Source organism: Maribacter sp. MJ134, from assembly GCF_003970695.1.
In the GTDB taxonomy this organism is placed as follows: Bacteria; Bacteroidota; Bacteroidia; order Flavobacteriales; family Flavobacteriaceae; genus Maribacter.
In genome coordinates, this window is sequence record NZ_CP034570.1 from 2,839,316 (window position 1) to 2,863,879 (window position 24,564).

At 38.0% G+C, this 24,564-nt stretch carries 23 protein-coding genes; 10 read left to right on the forward strand and 13 right to left on the reverse strand.

Annotated elements, in window-relative coordinates; all coding sequences use genetic code 11:
* Position 1: 1 nt before the first annotated feature.
* Genes EJ994_RS12250 through EJ994_RS12260 form a run of 3 tightly spaced genes read right to left on the reverse strand, consistent with a single transcriptional unit; the run spans position 2 to position 2,564 of the window.
* Positions 2-1,231, reverse strand: a complete 1,230-nt coding sequence (locus tag EJ994_RS12250) for a nucleoside permease (RefSeq protein ID WP_126592756.1) — start codon at positions 1,229-1,231, stop codon at positions 2-4.
* Between the two features lie 3 nt (positions 1,232-1,234).
* Positions 1,235-1,678, reverse strand: a complete 444-nt coding sequence (locus EJ994_RS12255; RefSeq protein WP_126592757.1) for a DinB family protein — start codon at positions 1,676-1,678, stop codon at positions 1,235-1,237.
* Positions 1,679-1,694: 16 nt separating this feature from the next.
* The gene (locus tag EJ994_RS12260; RefSeq protein WP_317128086.1) at positions 1,695-2,564 is read right to left on the reverse strand and encodes a sugar phosphate isomerase/epimerase family protein; all 870 of its coding nucleotides are present in this window, start codon (positions 2,562-2,564) and stop codon (positions 1,695-1,697) included.
* A 293-nt stretch (positions 2,565-2,857) separates the two neighbouring features.
* Between EJ994_RS12260 and EJ994_RS12265 the strand changes: the two genes are divergently transcribed.
* From EJ994_RS12265 to EJ994_RS12275, 3 genes are read left to right on the forward strand one after another with little or no spacing between them, the layout of a single operon-like run.
* Positions 2,858-4,576 (forward strand): GMC oxidoreductase, encoded by a 1,719-nt coding sequence (locus EJ994_RS12265; protein WP_126592759.1) that lies wholly within the window; start codon positions 2,858-2,860, stop codon positions 4,574-4,576.
* On the forward strand, positions 4,576-5,223 hold the full coding sequence (locus EJ994_RS12270; protein ID WP_126592760.1) for a gluconate 2-dehydrogenase subunit 3 family protein: 648 nt from the start codon (positions 4,576-4,578) through the stop codon (positions 5,221-5,223). Before EJ994_RS12265 ends, EJ994_RS12270 begins: the two co-directional genes overlap by 1 nt.
* Position 5,224: 1 nt before the next feature.
* Complete coding sequence (locus EJ994_RS12275; RefSeq protein WP_126592761.1) at positions 5,225-6,145, forward strand: hydroxypyruvate isomerase family protein; 921 nt, start codon at positions 5,225-5,227, stop codon at positions 6,143-6,145.
* A gap of 655 nt (positions 6,146-6,800) precedes the next feature.
* On the opposite strand, the gene EJ994_RS12280 is transcribed toward EJ994_RS12275, so the two are convergent.
* The 3 genes from EJ994_RS12280 to EJ994_RS12290 all read right to left on the reverse strand — a co-directional run bounded on the left by EJ994_RS12280 (position 6,801) and on the right by EJ994_RS12290 (position 11,447).
* Positions 6,801-9,302 (reverse strand): ribonucleoside-diphosphate reductase subunit alpha, encoded by a 2,502-nt coding sequence (locus EJ994_RS12280; protein ID WP_126592762.1) that lies wholly within the window; start codon positions 9,300-9,302, stop codon positions 6,801-6,803.
* 140 nt (positions 9,303-9,442) lie between these two features.
* On the reverse strand, positions 9,443-10,429 hold the full coding sequence (locus EJ994_RS12285) for a ribonucleotide-diphosphate reductase subunit beta (protein ID WP_126592763.1): 987 nt from the start codon (positions 10,427-10,429) through the stop codon (positions 9,443-9,445).
* A gap of 472 nt (positions 10,430-10,901) precedes the next feature.
* Positions 10,902-11,447: a hypothetical protein gene (locus tag EJ994_RS12290; RefSeq protein ID WP_126592764.1), complete on the reverse strand. Its 546-nt coding sequence runs from the start codon at positions 11,445-11,447 to the stop codon at positions 10,902-10,904.
* A gap of 507 nt (positions 11,448-11,954) precedes the next feature.
* On the opposite strand from EJ994_RS12290, the gene EJ994_RS12295 reads away from it, so the two are divergent.
* Both EJ994_RS12295 and EJ994_RS12300 read left to right on the forward strand, forming a co-directional pair.
* Positions 11,955-12,689: a LytR/AlgR family response regulator transcription factor gene (locus EJ994_RS12295; protein WP_126592765.1), complete on the forward strand. Its 735-nt coding sequence runs from the start codon at positions 11,955-11,957 to the stop codon at positions 12,687-12,689.
* A gap of 191 nt (positions 12,690-12,880) precedes the next feature.
* Positions 12,881-14,674 carry a tetratricopeptide repeat protein gene (locus EJ994_RS12300; protein WP_241240775.1) on the forward strand — a complete coding sequence of 598 codons (1,794 nt, stop codon included), beginning with the start codon at positions 12,881-12,883 and terminating at the stop codon, positions 14,672-14,674.
* Here EJ994_RS12300 and EJ994_RS12305 read toward each other — a convergent pair.
* Positions 14,667-15,236 carry a DUF3109 family protein gene (locus EJ994_RS12305; protein ID WP_126592767.1) on the reverse strand — a complete coding sequence of 190 codons (570 nt, stop codon included), beginning with the start codon at positions 15,234-15,236 and terminating at the stop codon, positions 14,667-14,669. The two genes, EJ994_RS12300 and EJ994_RS12305, sit on opposite strands and share 8 nt — an antisense overlap.
* A 115-nt stretch (positions 15,237-15,351) precedes the next feature.
* Here EJ994_RS12305 and EJ994_RS12310 point away from each other — a divergent pair, with 115 nt between their 5' ends.
* Together EJ994_RS12310 and EJ994_RS12315 are read left to right on the forward strand one after the other, a co-directional pair.
* Complete coding sequence (locus tag EJ994_RS12310) at positions 15,352-15,936, forward strand: MarC family protein (RefSeq protein ID WP_126592768.1); 585 nt, start codon at positions 15,352-15,354, stop codon at positions 15,934-15,936.
* Positions 15,937-15,970: 34 nt separating this feature from the next.
* Positions 15,971-16,174: a hypothetical protein gene (locus tag EJ994_RS12315; protein ID WP_126592769.1), complete on the forward strand. Its 204-nt coding sequence runs from the start codon at positions 15,971-15,973 to the stop codon at positions 16,172-16,174.
* Here EJ994_RS12315 and EJ994_RS12320 read toward each other — a convergent pair.
* From EJ994_RS12320 to EJ994_RS12335, 4 genes are all read right to left on the reverse strand, one after another.
* Positions 16,171-17,793: a S41 family peptidase gene (locus EJ994_RS12320; RefSeq protein WP_126592770.1), complete on the reverse strand. Its 1,623-nt coding sequence runs from the start codon at positions 17,791-17,793 to the stop codon at positions 16,171-16,173. The genes EJ994_RS12315 and EJ994_RS12320 overlap by 4 nt on opposite strands.
* A 19-nt stretch (positions 17,794-17,812) precedes the next feature.
* The gene (locus EJ994_RS12325) at positions 17,813-18,244 is read right to left on the reverse strand and encodes a deoxycytidylate deaminase (protein WP_099574010.1); all 432 of its coding nucleotides are present in this window, start codon (positions 18,242-18,244) and stop codon (positions 17,813-17,815) included.
* Positions 18,245-18,332: 88 nt separating this feature from the next.
* Complete coding sequence (locus tag EJ994_RS12330; protein WP_126592771.1) at positions 18,333-18,917, reverse strand: HupE/UreJ family protein; 585 nt, start codon at positions 18,915-18,917, stop codon at positions 18,333-18,335.
* A gap of 165 nt (positions 18,918-19,082) precedes the next feature.
* Positions 19,083-19,823 carry a TerB family tellurite resistance protein gene (locus tag EJ994_RS12335; protein ID WP_126592772.1) on the reverse strand — a complete coding sequence of 247 codons (741 nt, stop codon included), beginning with the start codon at positions 19,821-19,823 and terminating at the stop codon, positions 19,083-19,085.
* A 132-nt stretch (positions 19,824-19,955) separates the two neighbouring features.
* On the opposite strand from EJ994_RS12335, the gene EJ994_RS12340 reads away from it, so the two are divergent.
* From EJ994_RS12340 to EJ994_RS12350, 3 genes are all read left to right on the forward strand, one after another.
* Positions 19,956-20,366 (forward strand): BrxA/BrxB family bacilliredoxin, encoded by a 411-nt coding sequence (locus tag EJ994_RS12340; RefSeq protein ID WP_126592773.1) that lies wholly within the window; start codon positions 19,956-19,958, stop codon positions 20,364-20,366.
* Between the two features lie 91 nt (positions 20,367-20,457).
* Positions 20,458-21,195, forward strand: coding sequence for a lysophospholipid acyltransferase family protein (locus EJ994_RS12345; RefSeq protein ID WP_126592774.1), 738 nt, complete (start codon positions 20,458-20,460; stop codon positions 21,193-21,195).
* Positions 21,192-21,869 carry an HD domain-containing protein gene (locus tag EJ994_RS12350; protein ID WP_126592775.1) on the forward strand — a complete coding sequence of 226 codons (678 nt, stop codon included), beginning with the start codon at positions 21,192-21,194 and terminating at the stop codon, positions 21,867-21,869. Before EJ994_RS12345 ends, EJ994_RS12350 begins: the two co-directional genes overlap by 4 nt.
* 13 nt (positions 21,870-21,882) lie before the next feature.
* Here the strand turns inward: EJ994_RS12350 and EJ994_RS12355 are convergent, their stop codons facing one another.
* Both EJ994_RS12355 and EJ994_RS12360 read right to left on the reverse strand, forming a co-directional pair.
* Positions 21,883-23,289 carry a glycosyltransferase gene (locus EJ994_RS12355; RefSeq protein ID WP_126592776.1) on the reverse strand — a complete coding sequence of 469 codons (1,407 nt, stop codon included), beginning with the start codon at positions 23,287-23,289 and terminating at the stop codon, positions 21,883-21,885.
* A 179-nt stretch (positions 23,290-23,468) separates the two neighbouring features.
* Positions 23,469-24,542: a PA0069 family radical SAM protein gene (locus tag EJ994_RS12360; protein ID WP_126592777.1), complete on the reverse strand. Its 1,074-nt coding sequence runs from the start codon at positions 24,540-24,542 to the stop codon at positions 23,469-23,471.
* Positions 24,543-24,564: the final 22 nt, after the last annotated feature.

Genomic DNA, 24,564 nt, shown 5'->3' on the forward strand with positions numbered 1-24,564 from the left:
TCTAAGATTTATAGTCGATTTTTTCAGATTTGAACAAAAGAGCGAACAAAACCAACACAATCGCTGCAAAGCCCGATGGATATAACCAAATAGCATCCCATAAATGGGTTCCATTGCTAAGCGTATGACTATTGGAAATTTCCCCTGCTATCCAAAAACCTATTAACATTCCTACGCCGTATGTAGCCAATGTTATTAAGCCTTGAGCGGAACTTTTATATTTGACTCCGGCTTTGCTATCCGTATAAATTTGTCCGGAAACAAAAAAGAAATCATAACAAATACCGTGCAGTGCTATACCTATCAATAATATGAATCCTAAGGTTCCTGTATTACCGTAAGCAAAAAGCAAATACCGCACCGCCCAGGCCAGCATGGCAACAAGAATGGTCTTCTTAAACCCGAATCTCGTAAAGAAATATGGTAATAATAGCATAAAGAGAATTTCGGAGATTTGCCCTAAGGTCATTTTTCCCGTCGGATTTTCCATTCCTATTTCTACCAAGAACGGATTCGCGTTTTGATAATAAAAAGCTAGGGGAATACAGATTAAAACGGAAGAGAGAAAGAATATGAAGAAGTTCTTATCCTTCAATAATTTTAGCGCATCTAAACCTACCATCTCGGACAAGGTTAATTTTTCCGGGCTTTGGGCTTTTGGAGGTGTTTTAGGTAGCGTAAAACTAAACACTCCAAGTACCAGGGAAGCAATAGCCGTCATCAAAAAAGTATTTTTGAGCAAACCTGCAGAAATCCCGACATCGGAGTCCCAATGAAAAAAATAGCTGATTAAAAGCCCAGCAAAAATCCAACCTATCGTACCAAAAACACGCACTAAGGAAAACTCCTTCGCCGGATTCTTCATTTGATTAAAAGAAACGGAATTAACCAAGGCCAAGGTTGGCATATATAGTATCATATATCCGAGAACGAAGGGATAAAAGAGGGCAAACGAGGTAGTTCCGTACATCATGTAAAGCAGCCCAGCACCAATAATATGAAGAACACCGAGTATTCTTTCCGCATTAAAATATTTATCTGCAATTAACCCTATTATAAAAGGAGCGACGATGGCGCCCCATGACTGCGTAGAAAATGCCTGGGCTATTTGCCCGTCCGTAGCGTTAATATTACGCCCCAGAAAAGTACCGAGCGTAACGAACCATCCTCCCCAGATAAAAAATTCCAAAAACATCATAATACAAAGCTGTATTCGGACCCCGGTTTTCATATTTTATCTTTTGTAGTAAACGTAGTCTAATACAATGGGTTGTATGTCGTTATTTCTAAAGTCTGTGGCTATTTGTCCCCTATGGTTTGTTGAGTGGTTTATTATATGAAAAAGCATATCCTGGAGGGTATTGGTAAATAGTCTGCCCTCGGTATTTTCGTAATCTATTCTCTTTTCAAAATTATCCGCGTTAGTGGTAATTTCAAAAGAACTCCTTTGGTTTTCATAGTGAATGTCTGCCCAATCCTTAATCGGATGTTTAACCCAAACATCAAAGTCCGATGGTCTACCTAAGATTCTAGCATTCCAAATATGATGGGCATTTAATATATGACTAAAGAGATCCTGACTTTTTTCAGGAAGCTTCTCCAGGGTCATAGCGTTGTCTATAATTTTCTTGTTACAATAAAAATTGTAATCAAAAAGCTCGTTGAAAAAAACTTTCATAGGATGTTGGGCTCTTTTAAACCACTTCTTTAGCGGCCTTAAGTAATAAATCTTTGGTGGCTTTTATCCCGGCTTCCTCATCCAATACACTCCCTTCATATTCCACTCCTATAAAACCTTTATAGCCATGATCTTTTACCATCTGTAACATTTTTACGTAATCTATTCCAATTTCATTACCATCGGCATCAAAATTATTAGATTTTGCACTTACTGCCTTGGCATAAGGCATCAATTCTTTTACTCCTTTGTACTTATCGTATTCTAACTCGCACTCCCGGCTATCCGGTTTTCTGGTGATACAGAAATTACCAAAATCCGGCAATGTCCCACAGTTATCCATATTCACCATTTTCATGACCTCGGCATGCATTTCTCCGTTTGAAGAAAGACCTCCATGGTTTTCCACTAGTATATTAATGTTTTTCCCTTTAGCGTAAGTTGATAATTTGGTGAGTCCGTCTACCGAATTCATTTTCCATTCTTCGGGATCAAGACTTCCGTTAAGATTCACCCTAATGGAGTGGCAGCCCATTGCAGCTGCGGCATCTACCCAACGCTTATGCTTTTCAACAGTTTCATTTCGTTCAGCTTCATCACTTACGGCTAAATTTCCTTGACCGTCGATCATAATAAGCACGTTTTTCATTCCATGCTTCTCCGCCTCAGCATTAGATTTGTTCACGAAAGAAGCCATGGCTTCTTCGGAATACTCTGCATCCGAAAGCTCTGGATTATAAAGCTGACTCACATATTCCAATCCCGTAAAGCCCCAATTTTTCGCCTTTTCAGCAAAGGTGTAAGGATCTACCCCATCTTCCCTTATCATACGATGTATGGACCACTGCGCCAGTGAAAGGGTAAAAAATGGTGCTGGCTCGGCCACTTCATCCGTTACTTCGGCTGTACTGTCATTCTCTTTCTTTGTTTCCTTACAAGCGTATGTTCCTAGGAACGTAATGCCAACACTTGCTACGGAGGTTTTCCTAATAAAATTTCTTCTTTCATCGGTTCGGTATATACTTTTAAAGGTTAGCAGTTTAATAATGATACAACTGTTAAAAATAAATCTAAAAATGATGTTCTCTAACGTTTTAGTTAGGAATCATCAGGAAGATTGCGGATTAAATGTAGAGAATTAATTTTATATTTAATAAATTTAGAAACTAAACAATTTCTATGAGTAAATTTTATTACAACGAAGAGCAGGAATCTTACGACGCAATTGTTGTCGGAACTGGTATTAGCGGTGGTTGGGCTGCAAAGGAATTATGTGAAAATGGCCTAAAGACTCTTGTTCTAGAGCGGGGAAGAATGGTAAAACATCGGGATGACTATGAAACGGCCAATATGGACCCATGGGATTTTCCAAATGCAGGGCAACCTACTCAAGAAGATATTGCTAAACAAGAAAAACAACACAGAACAGGATACACCACCCAAGCTGCCAGCAAAATGTGGTTCGTGAATGACTTAGAGCATCCTTATAATGAAGTTAAACGTTTTGACTGGATGCGCGGTTACCATGTTGGTGGACGTTCCTTACAATGGGGCCGTCACAGTTACCGTTGGAGCGACATAGACTTTAAAGCAAATTTAAATGATGGTCACGGCGTGGATTGGCCTGTGCGTTATAAAGATATTGCGCCCTGGTATGATAAGGTAGAGTCCTACATTGGTGTTACCGGCGAGAAACTGGGCCTTCCGCAACTTCCTGATGGGCAATTTGAACCTATGATGGAGCTAAACTGCGTTGAACAACACGTTAGGGAAAAAGTAGCGGAAAATTTTAATGGTAGAGTTATTACTGCCGGTCGTGTAGCGCATATCAATAGTGATAAACAGTTTGATGGCGATGGCCGTTCTAGATGTCAATACAGAAACAGATGTATTCGCGGATGTCCTTTCGGCGCCTATTTTAGCAGCCTTTCCTCAACATTGCCTGCAGCCGAAGCAACCGGGAACATGACACTGAGGCCAGACTCCATCGTACATGAAGTTATTTATGATGCTGATTCTAAAAAAGCGACCGGTGTAAAAGTTATAGATCGTGTAACAAAAGAAGTCTATGAGTACAAAGCTAAGGTAATTTTTCTTTGTGCTTCTGCCATAGCCTCTACTTCCATTTTAATGCAATCCAAATCCGACCGTTTTCCAAATGGTATGGGGAACGATTCCGACCAACTTGGCCGTAATATTATGGATCATCATTTAGGAGTAGGCGCACAAGGAAAATTCGACGGATTCGAAGATAAATACTACAAGGGAAGAAAACCCAACGGAATTTACCTTCCGCGTTTTAGGAACCTAGGAGGTGATTCCAACAGAAAGGATTACACAAGAGGTTTTGGTTATCAAGGAGGTGCCGGAAGAGGTAATTGGGAGGAAAGTATTGCAGAGCTTTCCCACGGTGCAGCACTCAAAGAGGCTATTCTTAAGCCAGGAGGTTGGACCTTTGGCATGGGTGGTTTCGGCGAAGTATTGCCCTATCAAGATAACCGTTTCACCTTGGATTATGACAAATTAGATCAATGGGGCTTACCCACGGCAACCTTTGATGCAGAATTCAAGGAGAACGAATTGAATATGCGAAAAGATATGATGCAGTCTGCTGTGGATATGCTTACCAAGGCAGGACTAAAAGAAGTAGAACCATTTGATAAAGAGACAGCTCTTGGTCTTGGAATCCATGAAATGGGTACTGCCAGAATGGGTCGTAATAGAAAAACGTCTGTAGTAGACGGGAACAATGCCTTACATGATGTACCCAATGTTTATGTCACTGACGGTGCATTCATGACCTCCGCCAGTTGCGTTAATCCATCGTTAACATATATGGCATTTACGGCAAGAGCGGCAAACCATGCAGCAAAAGAACTTAAAAAAGGAAATATATAATGGATAGAAGAAAAGCACTTAAAAACATGGGGTTAGCAATGGGTTACACCTTAGCCACCCCAACATTAATTAGCCTAATGCAAAGCTGTAAAGGTGAACCCGCGGTGGTATGGACGCCAGATTTCTTTACAATGGATGAAGGCTCGGCAGTTACTAAATTAGTAGATATTATATTACCTAAAACAGATACTCCTTCTGCCTCCGAAGTTAATGTTCATCTTTTCATTGATAAATTTGCAAATGAAGTGATGGAAAAGGAGCAACAAGATTTTGTTAGAATGTCCATGAACAAGTTTATGGATAAAGTCTTGGCGGATAGTGGAAAGGAACAAATAAAGGATATAACCACAGAGGATTTAGAACCGGTCTTAGCGGCCGCTTTAAAAGTGAGCAACGAAGATAAGATAACGAACATGAAGATGATAAACACGTATAATAAAGCTGTCGCCGCAGGTGAAGAAGCCCAGCTGGATGATACGGTCTCTCGTTTTGCCTTTGCCGATAATTTAAGAGGGCTAACTATCTGGGGCTACAAAACATCAGAATATGTGGGTGAAGAAGTATTGGCTTATCTTCCAGTTCCTGGGGAATATATCGGGTGTGCCGATACCCAAGAACTAACCGGAGGAAAGGCTTGGTCTTTATAATATGAAACGAAGAGGTTTTATTCAGAATTCAATTTTGACCGGTGGTGCTATGGTGTTAGGTAGCAATTTTTCATTTGCATCTGGCAAAAGTGATGTTACAGCACCTGCGTTTAACCTTAAGTACGCGCCTCATATAGGCATGTTTGAACATCATGCGGGTAAGGACCCCATTGACCAACTTAACTTTATTGCTGATCAGGGTTTTACCGCTTTTGAAGATAACAATATGAGAACACGAGAAATCAGTGTTCAAAATGAAATGGCTAAAACCATGCAAAAACGTAACCTTGAAATGGGCGTTTTTGTAGCGCATAAGATTTATTGGAAGGAACCCAATTTGGCATCCGGAGATAGCGAAAAGAGAACTGAATTTTTAAATTTCATAAAAGAGTCCGTTGAAGTTGCCAAACGTGCTAATGCTAAATGGATGACCGTAGTTCCTGGGCATGTCGATTTAAAACTGAACATGGGATATCAAACAGCTAACGTTGTTGAAACCTTAAAGCTAGCATCGGCTATTCTTGAACCTCATGACCTTACGATGGTATTGGAACCTTTAAATTTTAGAAATCACCCAGGACTATTTCTCACGGAATCTCCACAAGCCTACGAAATTTGTAAAGCTGTTGATTCTCCTTCTTGCAAGATTCTTTTTGATATATATCATCAACAGATACAGGAAGGTAATTTAATCCCTAATATGGAAGCTTGTTGGGACGAAATAGCCTATATACAAATTGGTGATAATCCAGGCCGTAAGGAACCTACTACCGGGGAAATAAATTATAAAAATGTCTTTAAATTTATACATAGCAAGGGATTTAATGGCATATTAGGTATGGAGCACGGTAATTCGCGACCAAATAAAGAAGGCGAGCAAGCCGTTATAGATGCGTACAGAAAAGTAGATAACTTTCTCTAATATTATACTTCTAGAGGTAGGAAAGCCGCAATTGAGTATCGCGGCTTTCTTGTATATTCAAATTGATGCATCTTCTTATTAGCTTTTTTGCTTATAACTTTTTCTTTCTGATGTCGCTCATCGAATAAATTCAACCTTTCGATGAACTACCATGTGCAATGGTAAGTAATAGCACATTTATCCGTTACTTTATGTAAGTCCCAAATTTATAATTATGTTTCCCTACTTATACCTACTTACAGTCTATGTACTGCTATTTTGTATTTCTAAAATCAGCTTTCATTTTTACATGAAACGAAAAACTGGTCTTAGCCGAGAAAAATCCTTATCCCATAGTAAAGGTCTGAAAAAACCATATTTATTAAATTTTAACAATTTTTTTAATGATTTAATAAAATTTCCATAGTCCAATTTGCGTTGTTATTACGTATATAGATTGAATCCCCTAAAAAAAGCACTATGGATAATTATGTAATTATATTAATGATATATGCCGCGGCCCTTGTATTCACAAGTGTTTTAAAGCCTTATATAAAAAATAAGTAGAAATTATATTCTGGAATGAAATCAAAAAGACACCGTTAATAACGGTGTCTTTTTAGTTAAACGATATTCAATATATCGCTAAAAGAGTACTAAATTTAAAATATAGGGCCTAGGATCCACACATGAGGCAGTCATCGTCTGCTTGCCCTTCTTTTGCTCGTGCAATCATCTCTTTCATCTCCGCTGGTGTCATAGGTTTAATATCTGTCTCTACTTGTCCCTTAGTTTGCGCCTGTGGCATGTCCGTATTAACTTTTAATTCCGCAGTGGAAGCTGAATCTACTCCCGTGGCGGCAAGAACCTCTGCCTCTGCTGCAATACTCACAGGAACCTCTTTCTTCTTGGTGTTATCCAAAGTAAATTTGATAGCATCAACTGCAGCCTTGGTTCGCAGGTAATACATTCCCGTCTTTAGACCGCTTTTCCATGCGTAAAAATGCATTGAGGTCAACTTTGAATAGTTAGCATTTTCCATAAACAGGTTTAGGGACTGGCTTTGATCAATAAAATAACCTCTATGACGGGACATATCGATTATATCTTTCATACTCAATTCCCATACCGTCTTGTACAATTCCCTAATCTCTTGTGGAATGGTCTCAATATGCTGAATAGATCCGTTTGCTCTCATAAGCTCCTGCTTCATATTTTCATTCCAAAGACCCAGACCCACCAAATCCTCCAATAAATGCTTATTTACCACGATAAACTCACCTGATAGGACCCTTCTGGTATAAATATTAGAAGTGTAAGGCTCAAAACACTCATTATTACCAAGAATTTGAGAAGTAGATGCTGTTGGCATAGGAGCCACCAACAAAGAGTTCCTAACGCCGTTCTTTTGAACCTGCTTTCTTAATTTTGCCCAATCCCAACGTCCTGATAATTCTTCATCCTTAATGCCCCAAAGGTTATGTTGAAAGTCTCCTTGCTCAATAGGCGAACCTTTATATGAAGAATATGGACCTTCTTCCTTTGCCAATTCCATAGAAGCGGTAACCGCCGCAAAATAGAGTGTTTCAAAAATTTCCTGATTCAAGTTCTTGGCCTCATCACTAGTAAATGGCAAGCGTAGCATTATAAAGGCATCTGCAAGGCCTTGTACACCCAATCCAATAGGTCTATGGCGCATGTTAGAATTCTCGGCCTCTTTTACGGGATAATAATTCCTATCAATTACTTTATTCAAGTTTTTGGTAACTCTTTTGGTTACCTTGAAAAGTTCCTTATGGTCAAATGCACCATTCTTAACGAACATTGGAAGCGCTATAGAAGCCAAATTACACACAGCAATTTCATCTGGAGATGTATACTCCATAATTTCCGTACATAGATTTGATGAACGGATGGTTCCTAAATTCTTTTGATTGCTCTTACGGTTGGCAGCATCTTTGTACAACATGTAAGGCGTACCTGTTTCTATTTGAGATTCCAATATCTTTTCCCAAAGATCTCTGGCCTTAACGGTCTTTCTACCTTTTCCTTCTGCTTCATACTTAAGATATAACTCCTCGAACTCCTCACTGTGCTTTGTAAATAACCCTGGACACTCGTTAGGACACATTAAGGTCCAATCTTCGTTGCCCTCTACTCTTTTCATGAATAAATCGGATATCCACATGGCATAGAATAAATCACGTGCACGCATCTCTTCTTTACCATGATTCTTTTTTAAATCAAGAAAATCATAGATATCTGCGTGCCATGGCTCCATATAAATTGCAAAACTACCCTTACGCTTACCACCACCCTGATCAACGTATCTCGCCGTGTCATTAAACACTTTCAACATAGGCACTATTCCATTAGAAGTCCCGTTAGTTCCTCCAATATAGGAACCTCTTGCTCTTACGTTGTGAATAGATAGTCCTATGCCTCCTGCGGATTGCGAAATTTTTGCTGTCTGTTTAAGGGTGTCATAAATCCCGTCGATACTGTCTTCTTTCATTGCCAACAAAAAGCAAGAGGACATTTGGGGTTTAGGTGTACCCGAGTTAAACAAGGTTGGCGTTGCATGTGTAAAATACTTCTTGGACATTAATTCATATGTCTCTATAGCTGCATCTAAATCCTCTAAATGAATTCCAACTGAAACGCGCATTAACATGTGTTGTGGACGCTCCGCTATTTGTCCGTTAACTTTTAGCAAATAGGAACGCTCTAATGTTTTAAAACCAAAATAATCGTAACCAAAATCTCTGTTGTAAATTATGGTAGAGTCCAATCTTTCGGAATTTTCAGAAATCACCTTAAACACTTCGTCTGATAATAACGGTGCTTTTTTGCCTGTCCTTGGGTTAATGTATTCGTATAAATCCTTCATTGTTTCAGAGAAGGACTTTTTGGTATTCTTATGTAGGTTAGAGACAGATATGCGTGCAGCTAGTTTTGCATAGTCCGGATGCGTGGTTGTCATTGTTGCTGCTATTTCCGCGGCTAAATTATCAAGCTCGGAAGTAGTAACCCCATCATACAGACCTTCAATAACCCTCATAGCTACTTTCAATGGGTCTACAAGACCATTGAGCCCGTAACATAATTTTCTAACTCGAGCTGTTATCTTATCAAACATTATCAGCTCTTTTCTTCCGTCTCTTTTTACTACATACATTTTGTTACAGTTGTTTTTGTGGGTTATTCATTCCGTCCATGTCATACACTAAGAAGTTATCTTTGGCCAACACATGGAAAATTCTATTTATAGTATTACATATCTTTTGAAACCTCTACGTTTCCAAAAGTGATCGATTTCTAGAAATCTGCGTCGAAACTAATTTTTTGGGCATCCTCATCTTTTTCATTGTTGAGGACTCCCGCTTTCTGATATTCAGAAACACGCTTTTCAAAGAAATTGGTTTTCCCTTGTAGGGATATCATATCCATGAAATCGAAAGGGTTCGTTGCGTTATAAACCTTGTCACACTCTAATTCTACTAATAATCTATCCGTAACGAACTCCAAGTATTGTGTCATTAGTTTGGAGTTCATTCCTATAAGACTAACGGGTAATGACTCCGTTATAAATTCACGCTCTATATCCAGAGCGTTAGTTAAAATCTGCTTTATTCTATCCTTTGGGACTTTATTCATCAAGTGCTTATTATGAAGATGAACCGCATAATCACAGTGCATACCTTCATCTCTGGATATTAATTCATTAGAGAAGGTAAGGCCCGGCATAAGCCCTCTTTTCTTTAACCAAAAGATAGAGCAAAAGGCTCCTGAAAAGAAAATTCCTTCCACAGCGGCAAAGGCAATAAGGCGCTCTGCAAAGCTTGGGGACTCAATCCAGTTTAAGGCCCAGTCCGCCTTTTTCTTTATGGCAGGAAAGTTCTCTAATGCTTTGAACAAAACATTTTTCTCCTTTTCGTCTTTTACGTAGGTGTCAATCAAAAGTGAATAGGTCTCTGAATGGATATTCTCCATCATTATTTGAAAACCATAGAAAAACTTAGCTTCTGCGTATTGCACCTCACTTACAAAATTCTCGGCTAGGTTTTCATTTACGATTCCATCCGAAGCTGCAAAAAACGCAAGGATATGTTTTACAAAATAGCGCTCGTCCCCACTCATTTTGTTCTCCCAATCATTTAGGTCTTCGGTAAGGTCTATTTCCTCAGCCGTCCAAAAACAGGCCTCACATTTTTTATACCATTCCCACAAATCGTGATGTTTGATAGGGAAAATTACAAAGCGGTCGTCATTTGGTTCCAGGATAGGCTCTAAGGCTGCGGACATAGTTATTACTTTTTAAAATTAATTGTAAAGAAGATGAAAACTACCTTCTAATAGGGACTAACAAAGATGTGGAAATACGAACGATTTACGAAGTCTGTTTTATCATTTGAAGCACAAAGTTTTTAACACAACATGTTGAAATCTAAGCTCACAAGTGATGTTTGCTACCTTCAGGGACTACTCCAATAAAATATAAAATAAACTCGAAGATTGAACACAAAAAAATAAACCAAAAAGTATAATTACTATACCTCTTGGTTTATTAAAAAGCTAAAAATAAATTAAGCCAAATTGTACGGCTCTTCCTGTGCTTCATATAATGAAAATGCCCACCAAGTGCTAATTAAGGTAGTTCCCCCGAAACCTATATTAGACTTGCAACTTAACAGACTAGCTGTATCAGTCACTTTTTTGGCGCTCAAAACACTGGTTGAAAATACATCCAAAAACATATTCTCTGAGCCGTACCTCTTTATGGCTTTACATCTTTAATTGTATTAAACTCACCATATATTGTAATGGTTTTTCCTTTATCGTTTGAAAATTGCATATTTAAATTAGCTTTGAGCCTGTTATTGGCCATTGCTACTAATTCGATATTTCCGGTTTTTGAGAAAAATGGTTTTTCTCCAAGGGAATCCATATTGACAACTCCAAAAATACCACTGAAATCACTTAAGAAGCCTTCAATTGGAGCAACGGTATATTTCTTATGAAACCTCCCAGCAGATTGGGAAACACCGGAAATGAAAAGCGATATAGTATAGGGCTCCCCATCTTCCTGAATCAAAAGTTCTAATTCTAAAGAACTTTTACCATCTGGCAGATCAAAAGTGTTGGCTTTAATTTCAACGTCACTAGAAGTATCTAAAGTTTTGACAAGATTGTTACTGTGAAAAGAAAAACTTTCACCGCTTTGGGACGGTAATTCTATTTCTTGATGTCTATTCGATATTAGAAGCATAGGTACAAGTCCCAAAAACAATACTTTAAAGATTTTTATTAACGTGTTCGGCATTGGTCTTGATTTATTTCCCTTTATGGTTTACAAAAGACTTATTTTCTACACTCTCTTTTTGACCTACCGGAATTTCGCTGTCTGTGTTTTTTGAACTGTCAATTAAAACTGCTATACATAACGTAAGTATAAAAAACACGAACATTAACATACATCTTTTCATGACTACTTTGACTTCTTTGTTTTATTGTTTATACATTAAACAATAAATGGTTGGACTATCTTCTGTAAAAGCTAAATTAGACCAACACCTAATATTTAAGGGTCATTATGTATAATCTGCATATTTTATTGTGTAAACGGGAGAACTCAAATTTTCTAGTCTTATTAGAAAACAATTTATGTAATATTTTTCTTGTTAATAAATAATTATTATATCATTCGGCAAGGTACTTGGCTTTTAGTGCCAATTATACTCTAATAAGTTCCATTGATACAAAAAAACCCCATTCTCTCTGGTGAAATCTTATTTTTAACTAACTTTCGTTTTTGATTTTTCCCGTATATATGTTAGAAGCCGTAATTGTAGATGATGAAATAAAAGCCTTGAAAAGCCTGACTTGGGAGCTTACCAACTTTAGTGAAGAAATAAACGTATCCGCATCTTTCACTAATCCATTTGAGGCCTTAACCTATTTGGAAAAGAATACACCCGATTGTCTTTTTCTAGATATTGAGATGCCAACTATGGACGGATTTCAATTTATACAGAAACTTACCAACAAAAATTTTCCGGTAGTCATTACTACAGCCTATAATCAATATGCTATTAAGGCTTTAAAAAATGAAGCTATTGATTATCTCCTGAAACCAATAGATACGGATGATCTAAAGGAAACGATTATCAAAATAAAAAAGTTCAATGCCAAAAATTTCACTACGGAAAAATTAGAGCAAATATTGCTTAATTTTAATTCCAATCTCATAAATAAAAAAATTACCTTGAATACGGACGGCAAGCTATTGTTCTTGGAAAGTGATGAAATACTGTATGCAGAATCCGATGGTAATTACAGCACTATTTTTCTTGCCGATGGTCAAAAAATAGTTTTGACCAAGAAACTAAAAGAAGTTAATACCCTATTACCTCAAGATTCATTTTTCAGAATTCATAATTCCTATATCATCAACCTCAACAAAATAAAGGAATTCTTGAAAACCGATGGTTACGTGGTCCTGAAATCCAATCATAAAATTCCAGTTTCCAGACAAAAGAAATCGGACTTCCTTGATTTATTATAGTACGATTTATGGGATTTCGTAAGTCAATTAATCAAAACTGCTGTCCTGATAGCAAATCGCTACGTTTCAATTTTTTCAAGTTATTTATAGTACTCTTTTTCACAAGTTCAAATTACGGACAAGAAATTACCGAAAATTTTAAGAACAGCGTAGATAGTTTGATAAGGGTTACACCTGAAACTTACTCTGAGATGGATAAAGTTCTGCGCCCCTTTAGGAAGGATACCCTATTAATGCGCTATTTTAACACCAAAGCAAGGCAAAATAATTATTTGGACGGGCAAGCTTATGCCCTGAATCAAATTGGGCGTACGTATAGAAGTATTTCGGAATTCTCTAAGGCACTCATATCATTTCAAGAAGCACTAGAGGTTTCCAGAAAATCCGAGAATATCGAATTTCAGGTCTACAGTCTAAACATGATAAGTGTTGTTTTCAGAAGAACTGATGCCATAAAATCTGCCCTGGACTACAGTCAGGAGGCTTTAGAACTTGCTGAAACCGTTAAAAACCCATCTGTTGGCTTAAAAAGAAGTATCAACGTCTCTTTGAACAGTATTGGAAATATATATCAGATATTGGAGCAGTACGACTTGGCCATCGAAAAGTTCAAGCAATCAATGAGATTAGAAAAAGAGCTAGAGAATAAGTTGGGTCTGGCCATAAACCATCAAAATATAGGTGAATGCTATGAAGCTCAAGGGAAACTTGAGGAAGCTCTGGATAACTTCCAAAAATCACTAGCCTACAATATTGATATAGACTCGGATAAGGGTAAAATTATTTGCAATTATAGCATAGCCCATGTTTATGTACATTTAGGGAAGATGCAAGAAGCACTAAAGTTGTTGAATAGCGCTCTTGTTGCAGCAAAACCACTAGGCGACCAAAAGATTATTTCATCTATCTTCATTAACCTAGGTTGGACCTATATTCAATTAAACAAGTACGATTTAGCCGAAAATAATCTTACCGAAGGCTTAAGAATAGCGCAACAATATAATTTACCTGCCGAAATTGCCGAATCTAATAAGTTTCTCTCAGAGCTCTGGATAAAAAAGGACGACTTTAAAAAAGGGATGGCTTTCTATAAGGAAGCAAAGAAATATGAAGAACAGATTACGAACAACCTTAATTTAAGATACGTAAATGACATGATTCTAAGGTATGAATCTGAAAAGCGCGCTAGTCAACTAGAAACTTTGGCCAAAGAGAACGAGACGGTACGCCTTAAGTTAAGAAAGAACCGAACCATGTTGCTTATTAGCGGTATTGGCTTGGCTTTGTTGGCTGGCATCCTATACATTCTATACAGACAATACCAACTGAACAACGAAAAAAAGCTGCTCACCTTGGAACAGACGATGTTACGAAGCCAAATGAATCCTCATTTCCTTTTCAATTCGCTAAACTCCATTAAATTATACATCATCAATAATGAAAAAAAGAACGCTGTTCATTATTTGAACAAGTTCTCCAAATTGGTTCGTAAAATACTGGAGGCCTCCTCTCAGCGGGAAATTCCTTTGGCAGAGGAGTTAGAGACGGTAGAACTTTATATGAACATTGAAAATATAAGATTCTCTAACGAAATAAATTTTAAGATAAAAGTGGACGAAACCTTAGATGTGCACACCATAAGGATACCATCTCTTATATTACAACCCTTTTTAGAAAATGCTTTATGGCACGGACTCTCCTCAAAAGATGGCGAGAAAAACATAGTATTAGAAGTCATGAAAGCTCAAGAAGGCTTTATAAAAATATCAATTATAGACGATGGTGTGGGTAGGGACGCTGCGGAAAAAATAAAACAAGGGAAGGTCCTAAAACGAAAATCTGTTGGTATCGATATTACAAAAGAAAGATTGGCCAATTTTTCTAAAGACTATCAAAATTCCTTCCACGTTGAGATAATTGACGTTTACGATGATTCCAATAACCCGTCGGGAACTAAGATAGTACTACATATACCCACTATTTAAGGTGCTCTTGAGCTACTTCTTCCAACTCCTGATACCAATCGGCTCCGAACTTTCGGATCAAAGCTTCTTTTACAAATTTATAAATAGGCATTTTTAGCTGCTCTCCTAAAGCACAAGCGGGGTCACAAATTTGCCATTTATGGTAGTTTACTGCGGTTAGTTCGGTGTATTCTTTAATTCTAACAGGATAGAGATGGCACGAGAGTGGCTTTTTCCAATTGGTCTCACCCTGGTTATAGGCCTCTTCAATACCACACTTGGCTATTTTATTTTCATCGAAAATAACGTAAGCACAAGCATTTCCGTTTACCAATGGCGTTTCCCATTCGCCATCTTCTCCTTTTACAAAAGCTCCCTTTTCTTCTATAACGGAAACTCCTTCCTCACTTAGAAAAGGTTTTACTTTGGAATAGATATCAACCAAGATTTCCGTTTCATTATCTTCAAGTGGTGCGCCGGCATCGCCATCTATGCAGCAAGCTCCTCTGCAGGCATTTAGATTACACACAAAATCGTTCTCAATGATTTCCTCTGATACTATAGTCTTTCCTAATTGAAACATGTGCAGTTATATTGGGAGCAAGATACATTATTTCTCTACTTTGAATAAAGGAAGAATTGAAAGATTAAACATCCAAAACCACATTTATAGACGTAAATTTGCAAAAATATTGGGAATGGATTTTAGTTTTAGCTTTAGAGAAATCGCAACGGCAAGCATGGTTCTTTTTGCCGTCATAGATATACTGGGCAGTATCCCTATAATCATTGGGCTCCGTAATAAGGTTGGTCATATTCAATCTGAAAAGGCTTCTATCGTGGCAGCCTGTATCATGGTGGCTTTCCTATTTTTGGGAGAAGAAATTCTTAAGCTTATCGGTATCGATGTAAATTCCTTTGCCGTTGCAGGTGCATTTATTATCTTTTTTCTAGCTATAGAAATGATTTTAGGAATACAGTTGTATAAGGATGACGAGCCGGAAAGCGCCTCGATAGTTCCTATAGCATTTCCACTCATTGCAGGGGCCGGAACATTAACCTCGTTACTCTCTTTAAGAGCGGAATATCATGTTGAAAATATAATCGTTGCCATCATCGTAAATATTATTTTCGTCTATATTGTTCTTAAATCTTCCGTTAAGCTGGAAAAAATATTAGGAAAAAACGGCGTCAACGTTATTAGAAAAGTCTTTGGGGTTATACTAATGGCTATTGCAGTAAAATTGTTTGCCACAAACATCAACGAACTTCTTAATCACTAAAAAAGGACGTATTTTTACTTATAATTTTTTAATTATGAACAAAACACTTCTTGTAGTTCTAATTGTCCTGGCCCTGGCTTTAATTGCCTACAACGTGACATTGGTAAATTTTTCAAATCCATTGGAAGGCAACAGCATAGTGGCAATAATTGGAATCATGGCCTCATTGTGTGCCATAGTACTTCTGCTACTTTATGTAATGAGTAAAAAAGTGCAGAAAGAAGTTGATAAGGATTAGTTGTTAGCTTCAATGGCTTCCGCTTCTTCCTGTTTTACGGGTGGGTTATCCAATTGTATCACTTTCTGAAGCATAGCATCTTCACTACTTTTTATTTTAGCATGAATATCTTTATTGAACAATTGCTCCGCTAAAGCTGCCTTGAGATACAGTTTTATGCTATCTTCAAAATCATAAAAATTCATTTTAAGGTTTCGGTTCACGGAGTAATCTACAAATCTTTCAAAGAGGATATCATCGACCCTAAAATCACTTACAAATTCCTCTTCGGTGTATTGATTGTATCTATTTCTGTCTTCATCCAAATGCTCAAAAACAAAAAAGGAAAGAAACCCTAGACTATCCATACTCTCTACCGCCTCTTCTTCGTTAGACCCTATCGGAACAAAAACATCTGGAACTATACCCCCACCACCATAAACTATCTTTCCTTTGGGCGTAGTAAATTTTAGGGAGTCGGCTACCTTTATACTGTCTACCGATATCATTTCTCCACTATGATATCTTTCCGTAAAGCGTTTATAGTAGTCCTTGTTTCCTTTTGCATAGGTCTTTTGGATGCTTCTTCCCGTAGGGGTGTAGTATCTGGATACGGTTAACCGTACTGCCGAACCATCTCCTAGAGCCATCTCCCTTTGTACCAATCCTTTTCCAAAAGAACGGCGCCCAACTATAGTGCCGATATCATTGTCCTGGAGTGCCCCCGCTATAATTTCGCTTGCAGAAGCAGAACGTTCGTTAATTAATACATAAATGGGTTTATCTTCAAAACTACCCTTATCGGTAGCATAAGTCTTGTCCACTTTTCCCTTTTTATTCTTGGTAAAAAGTATCAATTTTCCTTCCTTCAAAAATTCATCTGCCATCTCCTCCGCTATACCTAGATATCCCCCAGGGTTATCCCGTAAATCCAATACCAGCTTTTTTGCTCCTTTCTTCTGAAGTTTCTTTAAAGCAGATTTAAATTCTTTGAACGTAGATTCCGCAAACCGGTTCACCTTAATGTAGCCCATGTCGTCTTTTAACATATACTGCGCCTCTACACTTTTAATTGGTACTACGCCCCTAATAACGTTGACCGTAAATACCTTATCCTCTGACTTTCGGTAAACCGTTAGTTTAACAGGAGAACCCTCCTTCCCTTTTAATTTATCTACAATAACATCGCTAGGCATTCCCTTACCAAACAATGTATCCTTATCTGCCATAAGGATACGGTCCCCAGGTTTTATGTCCTTTACAAAACTAGGCCCATTTTTTATGGCTCTGATTACCGCTATAGTATCTCGGTAAGGATAAAAGTTTACCCCTATACCTACGAAATCGCCTTTCATATTCTCTGAAACGCGCGTCATATCTTTTTCTGGAATATAAACGGAATGTGGGTCAAGTTTTTCCAAGATACTATTCACGGTTACATCCACTATGCTATCCGTATTAACGTCGTCTACATACTCATAGTCTATATAATCTATAAGCCTGTTTAGTTTATCCTTTTTGGAATTGGTGGTAAAGAGACGTTCTGGAGTATCATTGAAATGCAGTTTTCCTCCTACGAATATGCCCAGCGCCAGTGCAGCCGCAATCAGTGTTGGTATGAAGTAACTATATTTTTTCATTCTAAACCTTCTTTTTCTACTACTCACTTATTTCTGGCATATGCACCAAATCTACCCCCGCCTTTTCTAAAAATCGTAAGCCCGAATCATCCTTATAACCAACCTGATAGACTACACGTTTTATGCCAGATTGATGAATGAGTTTACTACACTCTCTACAAGGAGACAGCGTAATATACAGTGTCGCGTCTTGGCAGGATTGTGTTGAGGCCGCTACTTTTAGAATTGCATTAGCTTCTGCGTGTAGGACATACCATTTGGTATAACCATCTTCATCCTCACAATAGTTCTCAAAACCTGTTGGAGTACCGTTATACCCATCTGAAATAATCATCCGATCCTTTACAATAATCGCTCCTACCTGTTTACGTTCACAATAGGAGAGTTTTCCCCACTCCTGTGCCATTCTTAAATAAGCCTTATCGTATTTCTTCTGTTTGGATTTCTTCATTAGCTAATGCGATACTATCCTTGAAAAACTAAGATACCGGCTTTACCATTCCCCTACAACCTCTTATGGTTAATTTTAACAAAACACCCTACCAAGGAAATGTTTGGTAAAGAAGCGGGATAGTAATTAAGAGTACAATAATACTTGCTATCCAAACAAACAAATGATATTTAACGTTTAGGACAGACTGCACAACAAAAGCCAAAGCCAACATTAAGAGAACAATAATAACTTGAGAAATCTCTATCCCTGTCGCAAACCCAAGAAGTGGCACCAACTTCTCCTCGGCACCGGAAATCAACATCTTAAAGTAGTTTGAGAAACCAAAACCGTGGATAAGTCCAAAAAATGTGGTTGCGACCACATGTAGTGCTATATTCCTATGGTTTTGTACTGTTTTTAAATAGATGACATTAAAAACTGCCGTTAAAAAAATGGTGACCGGGATTAGAAACTCTATCAACGACACATCCATTACAACAACTTCATAGACAGATAGCATCAAAGAAAAGCAGTGCGCAACGGTAAAGACAGTAGCTAATAACAGAACTTTTTTCCAATGCTTGAAGGTAAACGGTATGGCCAGGGCAGATAGAAATAGAATGTGATCGTACGCGCTAAAGTCTAGCACATGATCTAAACCTAATTTAATATAGAACCAAAAATCTTGCATGGCTTACATATTTGAATTAATTAACGGATATGATAGTTATTTACTCGATAATCAAGATTAAATGCTCCGAGGCTTGCCTCGTTTCTTAAGGTTTTTTCCTTACGAATGCCTCGCGGGCTTGCCCCGAGGTAGTTTACTAATTACGCATATTTAAGCTCCGGCCGGCTATCCTATACCTCGTTCCTTTTGTATAGTTTCATAAGCCATTTGAACTTGTTTGAACTTCTCTTCCGCACCCTTTTTAATGGCCTCATCTTGGGTATTCACCCGATCGGGATGATACTTTTTGGCCATCTTTCGATATGCTTTTTTCACCTCATCGTTAGATGCAGATTTATCAATCTCCAATATTTTATAAGAATTGTTGGCCGACTTTATGAACATGGCCATAATACTCTCAAAATCATTTAGAGAAACTCGTAAATACCCAGCGATTTCTCTTATTTTATTAACTTCAGGGGTGCTAACATTTCCATCTGCCTGGGCAATACCGAACAAGAAATGAAGTAGCTGTAAACGTACTTCATAACGCGTTCTTTGATTTAAAAACGCACAAATACGTTGTGCCGATATCTCCCTTTTCTTATTGATATCATTAAAACTTCTAAAAATGGCATTTGCCTTCTCCTTACCGTACGTACCCACGAAATACTGGCGTACATAGTCCATTTCTCTCTGGCTCACCTGACCATCGGCTTTAATTACGATAGAGCAAAGCGAAAGTAAGTTCAGTTCAAAATCAGCTGGCGACACACTTTGTCTCGTAAAGTCATCGAAGACCGTTTTTGCCCTACCGCCGTTTGAACCGAAGAGACTGTCCAAAACACTACCTGCGAAAAACCCTAGAACAGCACCTGATAATCCTCTAATAAAAAAACCAATAAAAGCTGCAATCCACTTTATCATGTCCTGTTTTTGATATTTGCCAAAGATAAAATATTAACCCATAAATAAGGAGCCAAGTAAAAGTTAAGGTCTACTAAAGAAATACGACAAATTGGTTATCTTTGTTTATCGATTTAATTTAAAAAATAGTCTATGTATCCCGCAGAATTAGTAAAACCTATGAGAGACGACTTGGCATCAGCCGGGTTTGAAGAATTATATACGGCAGAAGCTGTTGAAAGCGCTATAAAAAAAGAAGGGACAACATTGGTCGTTGTTAATTCCGTTTGTGGTTGTGCTGCTGCCAATGCCAGACCTGCCGCTAAAATGAGCCTACAGAACGCCAAGACTCCAGATTATGCAGTAACTGTATTTGCAGGTGTTGATACCGATGCCGTAAACGCCGCTAGAAATCTTATGGTTCCCTTCCCCCCTTCATCTCCATCTATGGCCTTGTTCAAGGATGGCGAATTAGTTCACATGATAGAGCGTCACCATATTGAAGGAAGACCGGCCGAAATGATAGCAGAGAACTTGGTTCAAGCTTACGACGAGTTCTGTTAAAATTTATATTTGGATCAACACTTTAGTGTTCCGTCTGATTTTAAAAAAATAAAAAACCGCTCTATATAAAGCGGTTTTTTATTTTTGTACCATGCAGAAAATACTGTCCTACATACTAACCCCTATTTTCTTCATTGCCTTTGGAGCTTGCCTGCTCTTTTTTCATCCCATACAATGGTTAGGGTTAAAACTGTTCGGATATAACGGCCTTAAAAAAACAGTAAGTATTCTAAACTGGTGCCTGATGCGCAGCACCAACATTCTTGGTACCACCTATACCTTTTCCAATTCGTATGAGATTCCTACTGGGAAACCTCTGGTTATCGTTACCAATCATCAAAGCATGTACGATATTCCGCCCATTATTTGGCACATGCGTAAATATCATCCCAAATTCGTCAGTAAAAAAGAACTAGGAAAAGGAATCCCCAGTGTATCTTTCAATTTAGTTCATGGTGGTTCAGTATTAATCGATAGAAACGACGGAAAAGGAGCCTTATTGGAAATTGCAAAGTTGGGGAGCTACATAGAAAAACACAACAGAAGTGCCGTTATTTTTCCTGAAGGTACTAGAAGTAGGGACGGACATCCGAAACCTTTTAAACCCATGGGGCTAAAAATGTTATTGAAAAAGGCTCCGTCCGCACTTATTATCCCCGTAAGTATTAATAATTCTTGGAAGTTGGTACGCTACGGAAAATTTCCAATGGGTCTTGGGGCCAGCGTTTCCTTCAAAGTTCATGAGCCTATAGAAAATGTTGGTGACGCCGAACTAATTATCCAGCAAACAGAGGCAGCCGTAAACTCTGGCATAAATTCATTTAAATGACCGATTCAGAACTGATAGAAAGAACCATTACTTATGTCAAAATAACATTACAGGGGGCAGAAGGAGGTCATGATTGGTTTCACATACAACGGGTTTACAGAAATTCCCTGCTTATAGCGAAAGACGAAAAAGTTAATATACTCATCGTAAGCCTGGGCGCCTTACTGCATGACATAGCAGATGCAAAATTTTATGATGGAGATGAAACCGTTGGCCCTAGAAAGGCTGCGGAATTTTTGAAATCGATGGAAGTAGATCCTGATATCATTAAACATGTGGTAAACATTATTGAAAATATTTCTTTTAAAGTCAGTTTGAAATCAAATGGACAACATCAAAGCCATTTTAACTCAAAAGAACTAGACGTTATTCAAGATGCCGACCGTTTAGATGCCATAGGTGCTATAGGAATTGCACGCGCTTTTAATTATGGCGGTTTCAAAAATAGAGAAATCTATAATCCCGACGTTGCCCCCAACCTGAAAATGACCAAGGAGCAGTATAAGAAAACTACCGCACCAACTATAAATCATTTTTACGAAAAGCTATTGCTGCTAAAGGATAAAATGAACACATTAACAGGTAAGAAAATGGCCGAACAACGCCACCAATATATGCTGGGGTTTCTAGACCAATTCTACGCAGAATGGAATCCTCTACCGCCCAAAGCATAATAGCAACTAGATGCTATTTCTTCTCGGACAACCCCCTTGTTAACCATCCTCTTCTATTGGCCGTTGCAATGGCGTACGGCGTAATCCAAAACAGCCCAAAAGTGTATAATATGCTATAGGAATATGCCCAAACAGATTCTGAAAAGTTATATCTTTTAGCGTAGAACAACACTGGAAAAGTCGATAAAATTAAAATACTTGCCAATGTAGAACTTAGAAAAAGTAACGGATGCATTACGATGAAGAAAAGCATGAACAGCAAAAATGGATAGCTCATAATAATTTTCAAAGACTGACTAACGAATAATAATCTTGCCCCTAGTTTTGAACCTTCTCTAAAGTTTTTGAATACATATTTGGACATTTGTATGTTCTCCCTAACATTACTTCTTCCCCACCTAATGAACATCTTGTACAAGCCACGGTATTTTTCGGGTACATTAGTATAGGCATAGGCATTTCTTTGAAAGAGTACATGAAAACCTTGTTTAAGAATCATGTTGGTCATAGCTCTATCTTCACCTATGTCAGAAGGCTGCCCCATAAAGGTTTGGTTGATCCACTCGTCCAAACAATCAAAAACCGCCGTTCTTCTGTAAGCAGCTAACGCTCCTGGCGTACATAACACCGAATTCAAGGTACTCTCCGCAGAACGGACAAACTCAAAACTCATTACAAAACTAACATCGAGCATCTTAGGTAATAGCGCCTTTTTATTATTCAAGACCCTGATATTTCCGGCAACTGCTCCACATTTTTCATTGGTAACAAACGGGGTTACTAGATTGCGAAGTGTATCTGGTCTTACGATGGAATCACTATCCACGGTTACAAAAACAGCACCTGTTCCTTCGTTGAAACCTCTATACAGCGCATGACGTTTTCCCATATTCTTAGGCTGTTGAAAAATGGTAACTGCATCGCCTAGTACTTTTTTTGCCTCTTTCATCCAGTGCCAGGTATCGTCTTGGCTACCATCGTCTATGGACAACAATTGTAATTTTTCTTTAGGGAAATCGCTCTTCGCCAAACTCATTAGCGTATCGTAAACCTGTTTTCCTTCATTATAAGCGGGAACTATAACCGTACAGGTCGGCAACTTTTCATCAGAGACGGACGGTATCGCTTTGTATCTAAAATATTTGTAAGTAACAAAAACAAAGAACAAGGCCTTAAAAGCGAACAGTCCCAAAGCAAGATTCATGAAGAAAGAACCAATAGTAGTATTGGACCGATCTAAGTTAAACTGCGTGAAGTCATTTTGTAAAATATAGGCGAGATACACCGCGCCTATCATTAGAACAAAGGTACTGCCCATAACAAAAATGCCCCATGGGTTGGCTCCTTCAATTATTGATTTCCAGCGTGTTATATATACATTTTTCTTAGAATTGGGAAGAGTAGAAATTTCAGTTTTCATAGGTATCTTAAATCAGCATTTATAGTGTTCCCCTCATCTACGTTGACAAACACTTTTTAGATTAGAACTTTTGAAAGTTTTAAGACAAAAGGGTCCTTGTTAACATTTATTTCAAATACCATATTGAAACGTTCAACCCTTACTTAATCAAAAAACGAAAAACTATACAGAAATAAAGTTCAAAACAATTTCATCTGACCATTCTTATATTGTTCGTGTAATTCCGTGTTTAATTTAGGAAAAGATTTTTCTTTAAAATACTTGCGCCTAGCAAGGCCAACCATATCGTGAATTTGGGTTGCTATTTTACCTTCTCCACGACTTCTTATACCGAATCTACTATCGTTGAGATTACCTCCATGGCATTCCTGTATTTGATGTAGTACCTTTTCAGCCTTATCTGGCATTGTCTTTTTAATCCAATCCGTAAAAATACCTCCAATAGCCCCGTTTAGACGCACCACCGTAAAAGCGAATGACCTTGCACCATTTTCAGAGACAGCTTTTGCCAATTGCAGAACCTCATGACTATTGATTCCAGGAATTATAGGCGCAAGCATGGCATTAACGGGAATATTATGTTCAGAAAGTACACGTATGGCCTCCAATCTTTTTTTAATGGTTGTTGTTCTGGGTTCTAAAATTCTTCTGGTAGTCTCCGACATGGATGTCACCGAAATATTTACTCCGATCAAACCATCTTTGTTCAGTTCTTTAAACAGGTCCAAATCTCTTAAAACCAAAGCGTTTTTAGTAATGATACCAACGGGATGCCTATACTTTAAGAATACTTCTAGACATTTCCGGGTGATCTCATATTTTTTTTCTGCGGGTTGATAGCAATCGGTATTGCCCGATAGCACAATGGTACAGGCTTTCCAATTCTTATGCATCAGTTTCGCTTCCAAAAGTCTTGGCGCATCTTTTTTAATGAGAATTTTTCGCTCAAAATCGAGACCTGGGCTATAGCCCCAAAATTCATGGGTATTTCTGGCGTAACAATAAATACAACCGTGCTCACATCCTTGGTAGGTATTCATAGAATATTGCATACCAACATCGGGGCTGGTAACCTTATTGACAATGGTTTTGGGAAAAATTGGTATGTACTGTGTTCTATTGTTATCCGCTTCCTCACCCGCTAAGCGGCAATACTCCAAAAAATCAGCTCTGGTTTCGTAAATATGCTCTAAAAACTTGTTCGGAGTGTTCTGTTGGGCACCTCTCCCTTTTATCGTTCCATTAAATGTCATAAATTGGATTTATTCCAAAAAT